Below are 5,891 nucleotides of genomic sequence, written 5' to 3'. Positions count from 1 at the left end.
ATTAAGCTAACCAGTACTAATTACCCGTGAGGCTTAACCATACAACGCCAAAGTGGTTTTACACGCTAGAAGTTAGTGTTACTAAAGTAGTGTTTTACGAATTATCAGAATTTCCGAATTTTAAGAATTAAACAAGGTGAACGAAAAAGCAATATAGCGAAATCAGTTCATCTTGCGCAAATGAAATGCTCGTGCGATGCACGATGTCATTAAACATTTGCACCAAGACTTTGCTTGGTGATAATAGCGTTTTGGACCCACCTGACCCCATGCCGAACTCAGAAGTGAAACGAAACAGCGTCGATGATAGTGTGGCATTTGCCATGTGAAAGTAGAACATCGCCAGGCTCCTAATTTTAGAAAGTAGAATAATAAAAAGCAAAGAATTTGCTTGATGATAATAGCGTTTTGGACCCACCTGACCCCATGCCGAACTCAGAAGTGAAACGAAACAGCGTCGATGATAGTGTGGCATTTGCCATGTGAAAGTAGAACATCGTCAGGCTCCTATTAAGAGAAAGCCCGATTCGAAAGAATCGGGCTTTTTTGTTGTGTGCAAAATAGTCTCTGAAGGGGGGTCCCTCAGCGGTAGCTAAACCTGCTCACTTCACCTTGCGCAAAAGGAATGTCAGCGCTTATATTAGAAGGCGTATCGCTTTCACAATCTACGGTTTGTTATTATTCTTTTGTATCTCATTAAGTCTCTGAAATAGTAGTTTCCATTTTATATATGCGGTTTAGGATTGCGATTTTATATCAACTGTATATACTCACAGTAAATGTACTGTATGGAAAACCAGTGATATGCGTCCACTAACAAAAAGACAAGAACAAGTATTTGAGTTGATAAAAGTATTTATTAAAGATACGGGCATGCCACCCACAAGAGCTGAAATAGCGGATGCACTAGGCTTCAAAAGCGCTAATGCAGCAGAAGAGCACCTTAAGGCATTAGCAAAAAAAGGTGTTATTGAAATGGTGCCAGGTGCTAGTAGAGGAATTCGTTTAACTGAAGTGCCTGAGCCTGAAGAGCTAGGCTTACCACTAATAGGAAGAGTGGCTGCAGGGGAGCCAATTCTTGCACAGCAACACGTAGAGAGTCATTGTCAAATAGATGCAAACTTGTTTAAACCCGCCGCAGATTACTTGTTACGCGTCAATGGAATGAGTATGAAGGATATCGGTATCCTTGATGGAGATCTTTTAGCCGTACATAGTACGCAAGTAGCTGAAAATGGTCAGGTTGTGGTAGCTCGTGTTGAAGATGAGGTGACGGTAAAAAGGCTAGAAAAAGCGGGTAAAAAGGTTTACTTGCATGCTGAAAATGAAGAGTTTTCACCTATAGTAGTAGACTTAGAACATGAATCCTTGGTCATAGAAGGTTTAGCTGTCGGTATAATAAGAAATAGCGACTGGATGTAATACCTAAGGGTAAAGTTTACTCATGTATAAACTCTACCCTTTAACAAGCTCTAAAAGTATTTTTTAAAAGCAGTGTGTTAGTATGGTTAGCCCATAACTTTATATGGCTGGCCATTTTCTTTTGCTTGATACATCGCAGCATCCGCGTTATTGAGTAATTCGGTTTCATCTTCTCCATCTTCTGGAAACAAAACCGCACCAATACTAAGTTCTAAGTTTACATCATGGATTTGGTTGTTAGGTCCTTCAATGCAATAACTATCTGCTAATAGGGTATATTTATGTTGCGCAAGCTTGGCTAGCTGCTCTTTATTAGATACATGAGGTGCTATTATGACGAACTCATCTCCTCCATATCTTGCAACAAAGTCTGATGTTCTTCTAAACATTTTTAGCTTTGCAGCAATACTTTTTAATAGCTGGTCGCCAGCTTGATGTCCTAAATCATCATTAACCGATTTAAAGTTGTCTAAATCGATAAACAACAATCCAAACTGAGTTTTATATCGAATAGCATCCTGAACGTATCTATTTAACTCCGTGTCAAAGGAGCCTCTGTTATTAAGCATGGTAAGTTTATCCATCACTACCATATTTTCTAAGTTTCGTTGAAGCTCAAAGCGCTCTTTTGAAAAAACAATGGTTCTTGCGAGCAGAGAAGTAGTGAGTTCGTGCTTGGGTATGTAGTCCTGAGCTCCGAGTTGAATCGTCTTTTCTCCAATTCCATCCTCTGAGTTGCCGGTAAGCACGATTATGGGTGTACATGCTACAACATGTTTTACAATGATAAGAGTGTTGAGACCAGTACTTTCCGGTAAGTTGAGATCCATTAAAAGGATATCAGGAGAACATTGAAGAGTGGCTTGCTTGAGAGTTTCAACATTATCGAATGACTTTAGTCTAAATTGATGACGGCCACTATATCTGCTTAAGGTGTTTTTTATTAAATACACATCATCATCGTTATCTTCTAATAAGTATATTAGCCATCGGTTCATTAATGTGTCCTTGCGAAGTGGTTATAGTCAAACCAGTATTTTATCAACACTTGTAGCAGTGCTATTAAATCAACTATCTTGCTTGGCTTAGTGATGTATGACTTCGCTCCTAGCGAAAACGCACTTTCAATATCTGACGGATGACTTGATGTGGTATAGCTAATCAAGCATAGTTTGTCACTCAACCCTTTTTGTTGTATGTGCTTCATTGCTTCCAATCCACCCATTTTAGGCATATTTAAATCAATCAGAAATACTTGATTGCTAAGGTTATGATGCGCATCAATGTACTCTAATAATTGCTCGCCATTTTGAAGTACTACAAGACTCGGCTTTGGTTCAACATGCTCACAGGCGGTTGTGAAGAGATAAATATCATCAGGATCATCATCCACTAAGATTATTTCCATGTTCAGTCTCTGTTTTTGGGTAAACTAATCATAAAAGTGGTACCTCGCTTTTCAGAGCTTTTACAGCTTATCTCACCACCGTGTAACTTTATTATCTCTTTACACATAGCAAGACCAATACCACTGCCTGAGTACTTATTACCATTATCTAAACGTTTAAAAGGCTCAAAAACACTTTGCCAATACGGCTCCTTTATTCCGATACCATTATCTTCATAATAGATCATTATCCGATTATCTCTATTTTCACTGCTGATATGTATGGTAGGTACTGTGCCAGGAGTTTTAAACTTTAGGCTATTGGCGAAAAGATTTTGAAATACCTGCATGAAAAGAGAGGGGTCAACTTCGAGTGTTTGATTCGGAGTATCAATATTTATTTCAACATCATACTCTTCTAGAGAGTAACTCATTTGTTCCTTTGTATCACCTACGATTGACTTTAACGTTGTTGGAACGCGTTTTATTTTTTGCGACTGAAGTCTTGAAAGTTTGAGTAAATCTTGGATCATTGTTCGCATCCGGCTTGATGCTTCTATCAGACGTGACATTTCAAACTGGGCATTTTCGTCATGTTTAATATGTTCAGCTAGACGTATTGATAAGCTGTCAGTAAACGCTGTTATTTTTCTAAGTGGTTCTTGTAGATCATGTGAAGCGAGAAACGCAAAGTGTTCGAGGTTCTCGTTCGATGCTTTGAGTTTTAGTAATAATTGAGCCTTTTCGGTTATATCCACAAAGGTGCCTAACACAATACTAGGCTCGTTATGTTCATCTCTAGCTATAATCGTGTCTACTGCACTACACCATATCCAACTACCGTTTTTGTGTTTGATCCGATACTCGATAGGGATAAGCTTTTGGGCTTTCTCGTCAATAACTTCCTCCAAGTGTATCAGCATGGAAGGTTTATCATCTGGATGAACCAAATCGGTTATGGTTGAGTTTTTGAGATCACTAATATTGTAGCCAAGCAGATCCGTATAGCGTTGATTGATTCTGATATTTCTTTTCTGCTTAAGGTCATAAAGGTATAAGCCACATACGGCGGAGTTAATTATTTGCTCTAAGAATATTTTGTTATGTTCGAGCTCCTGTTCAGCCAACTTCCTGGCCGTAATGTCTATAGCTGTGCCCACTATTTTTTCGACTTTACCTTTTTTGTCCAACATTGGATAAAGAGTAGTTTGATACCACCGTTCTTCATCATGGAATGGTAATGTTTCGACATACTCCATAGGCCTTTTGGTTTCACAGCACATTGCATAGTTTTTTCCGATCCTTTCAATAATGTTTGCGGGAAAAACTGAACCACTAAGTTGTGATAATCGCTTATTAATTATGTCTTGTGAACGAACATTTGTTCTCTCACAGGCGGCTTGGTTGTATTGCAGAAATGTAAAATCATCATCTGCTTCCACTTTCAGCAACCAAATAGCCTGATTTGCACCATCGAACAAACAATTCAGTATATTGGTCTTTTCAACAATTTGAGATTCTAGTTGCTTACTATCTTGAATGTAACGAAGTGCGCCAGACATAATGCAGGCATTGCCATCGGAGTCAAACTGACTGTTCCCAACAGCCAAGAACCATGCGAACACACCATCTTTATTGCGTCCTAGATATTCAATTTGTAGCTTTTCTTGGGTTTCAAAATGAATTCTTATAGCAGCTTCAACTTTTTCTCGATAATCGGGGTGAATATGTTCGTACCAATCCAAATACGTTGGGTTTTTTAAATGCTCTTTACCAATCATTTTCATGAGTGTTGGAGAGTAGATAACGTGGTCATTAGTAATGTCCCACTCCCAAACACCATCTTCAGTGGCATTGATCGCGCGTTCGATTCGTTGATGTGAAGCGTCAAGCTGCTGCTTTAGCTTCCTATAAGAGGATAAGTTGTTGAATACAGCTAAGGTAAACTCTTGCCCATCAAAGACTGTATTGATAAGTCGCATCTCCATTGGCAAAGTTACACCACCTCGGGTGATAGCTTGACAAAGTTGCTCTACGGACTGAGATTTGTTGTGTCTTGCATGTTTTAATACAGAAGGCAAACTACAAAATGGATCTTCAAGTTGTATATGATCGGACAACTTTGTTCCAAGCATAAGATTCGCATCATCATAGCCTAACTCATTAAGGAGTTGAGGATTACATTTAATGATTCTGTCTGACTTATCGAGTAATAAAATGCTTACCGGCAAACTATTAAGCATAAACTCTGTGGTTTTATGCTCGATGAGCATTAGCTTCAACTGTTTCTGCTCAGTTGTAAGTTTACTTAGTTTGTCTCTTACTCCAAAGAATTGGCTAGGCGTTGGAATTGCGACGGCGCTAGGTATAAGTCGAAATAAATATACGGCTGTTATCATAGATACTACAGCGGTCAATAGCTTTGAAATAGCGTGAATGCCATATGCGCCATGCCATACAGTATATATACCTATTAGGTGAGTAATGCCGCACAGTAATATAAAACTGGAAAATAGTAAAAATAGCCAATGCCTTCCTACATCTGGGCGCTTTTTTGCGAAAATCATAATAGCAATTGGAATGGAAAAATAGGCAGTGGCTATCAGCAAATCTGAAATGACATTTGTCCAAAGTAGATGCGGTTGCCACAAATAACAGTGTCCATGAGGCATATATGCTTGGTGAAAAAAAGAATGAATGCTATTGAGCTCCATTTAAACATGTCCTGATGCCAAATGATGCCATTAAGGTTAGACGTAAACGTAGAAACCACAAGAGTGGAGAGTTCAAAGTAAATACTGCTGTTCTTTTAGCATATTACAAAGGATTGTTTTGTATTACTGGGATATAAAAACTGGATTACTAAAGATATGGTGATTATTTGCGACAATATTGCATTAAGAGAGCTTAGTTAACTCATAAAAGTGGCGGCTTTTGCTCTATTTTTGTCCGAACAGTCTGTTTTTATCACTTTTCTTCAAAAATCCTTTAAAAACCGCTTGCGCTTTTAATTCGCCGGCCTATAATGCGACCCCACTGACACGGAGCGCTAAGCAACTTAAGCAAATCGAACTGAGTCAGG

Annotated in this window: 4 protein-coding genes and 2 rRNA genes; 3 read left to right on the top strand and 3 right to left on the bottom strand. The window is 38.7% G+C overall.

Annotation, left to right across the window (positions count from 1 at the left end; translation table 11 throughout):
- Positions 1-233 precede the first annotated feature (233 nt).
- The 3 genes from rrf (BIW53_RS03275) (at position 234) to lexA (ending at position 1,422) form a co-directional block, all read left to right on the top strand.
- Positions 234-348: ribosomal RNA gene (gene rrf / locus BIW53_RS03275) — 5S ribosomal RNA — on the top strand.
- 42 nt (positions 349-390) lie between these two features.
- Positions 391-505, top strand: a 5S ribosomal RNA gene (gene rrf / locus BIW53_RS03270).
- Between the two features lie 299 nt (positions 506-804).
- A complete protein-coding gene (lexA, locus tag BIW53_RS03265; protein ID WP_070990394.1) occupies positions 805-1,422 on the top strand; it encodes a transcriptional repressor LexA in 618 nt (205 codons plus the stop codon).
- Between the two features lie 86 nt (positions 1,423-1,508).
- Here lexA and BIW53_RS03260 read toward each other — a convergent pair whose 3' ends face one another.
- From BIW53_RS03260 to BIW53_RS03250, 3 genes are read right to left on the bottom strand one after another with little or no spacing between them, the layout of a single operon-like run.
- Positions 1,509-2,420, bottom strand: a complete 912-nt coding sequence (locus tag BIW53_RS03260; RefSeq protein ID WP_070990393.1) for a two-component system response regulator — start codon at positions 2,418-2,420, stop codon at positions 1,509-1,511.
- Complete coding sequence (locus tag BIW53_RS03255; protein WP_070990392.1) at positions 2,420-2,830, bottom strand: response regulator; 411 nt, start codon at positions 2,828-2,830, stop codon at positions 2,420-2,422. The genes BIW53_RS03260 and BIW53_RS03255 overlap by 1 nt, the downstream gene beginning before the upstream one ends.
- A 2-nt stretch (positions 2,831-2,832) precedes the next feature.
- Positions 2,833-5,523 (bottom strand): PAS domain-containing protein, encoded by a 2,691-nt coding sequence (locus BIW53_RS03250; protein ID WP_070990391.1) that lies wholly within the window; start codon positions 5,521-5,523, stop codon positions 2,833-2,835.
- Between the last annotated feature and the right edge of the window lie 368 nt (positions 5,524-5,891).

The organism is Pseudoalteromonas byunsanensis (assembly GCF_001854475.1).
GTDB lineage: Bacteria > Pseudomonadota > Gammaproteobacteria > Enterobacterales > Alteromonadaceae > Pseudoalteromonas > Pseudoalteromonas byunsanensis.
Note: the sequence above shows the minus strand (reverse complement) of the source record. Positions and strands in the feature narration are given on the sequence as shown.

Excerpts from the sequence above, each read along its gene's own strand:
- BIW53_RS03260 (WP_070990393.1), bottom strand. The coding sequence starts at position 2,420 with ATGAACCGATGGCTAATATACTTATTAGAAGATAACGATGATGATGTG.
- BIW53_RS03255 (WP_070990392.1), bottom strand. The coding sequence starts at position 2,830 with ATGGAAATAATCTTAGTGGATGATGATCCTGATGATATTTATCTCTTC.
- lexA (WP_070990394.1), top strand. The coding sequence starts at position 805 with ATGCGTCCACTAACAAAAAGACAAGAACAAGTATTTGAGTTGATAAAA.
- BIW53_RS03250 (WP_070990391.1), bottom strand. The coding sequence starts at position 5,523 with ATGGAGCTCAATAGCATTCATTCTTTTTTTCACCAAGCATATATGCCT.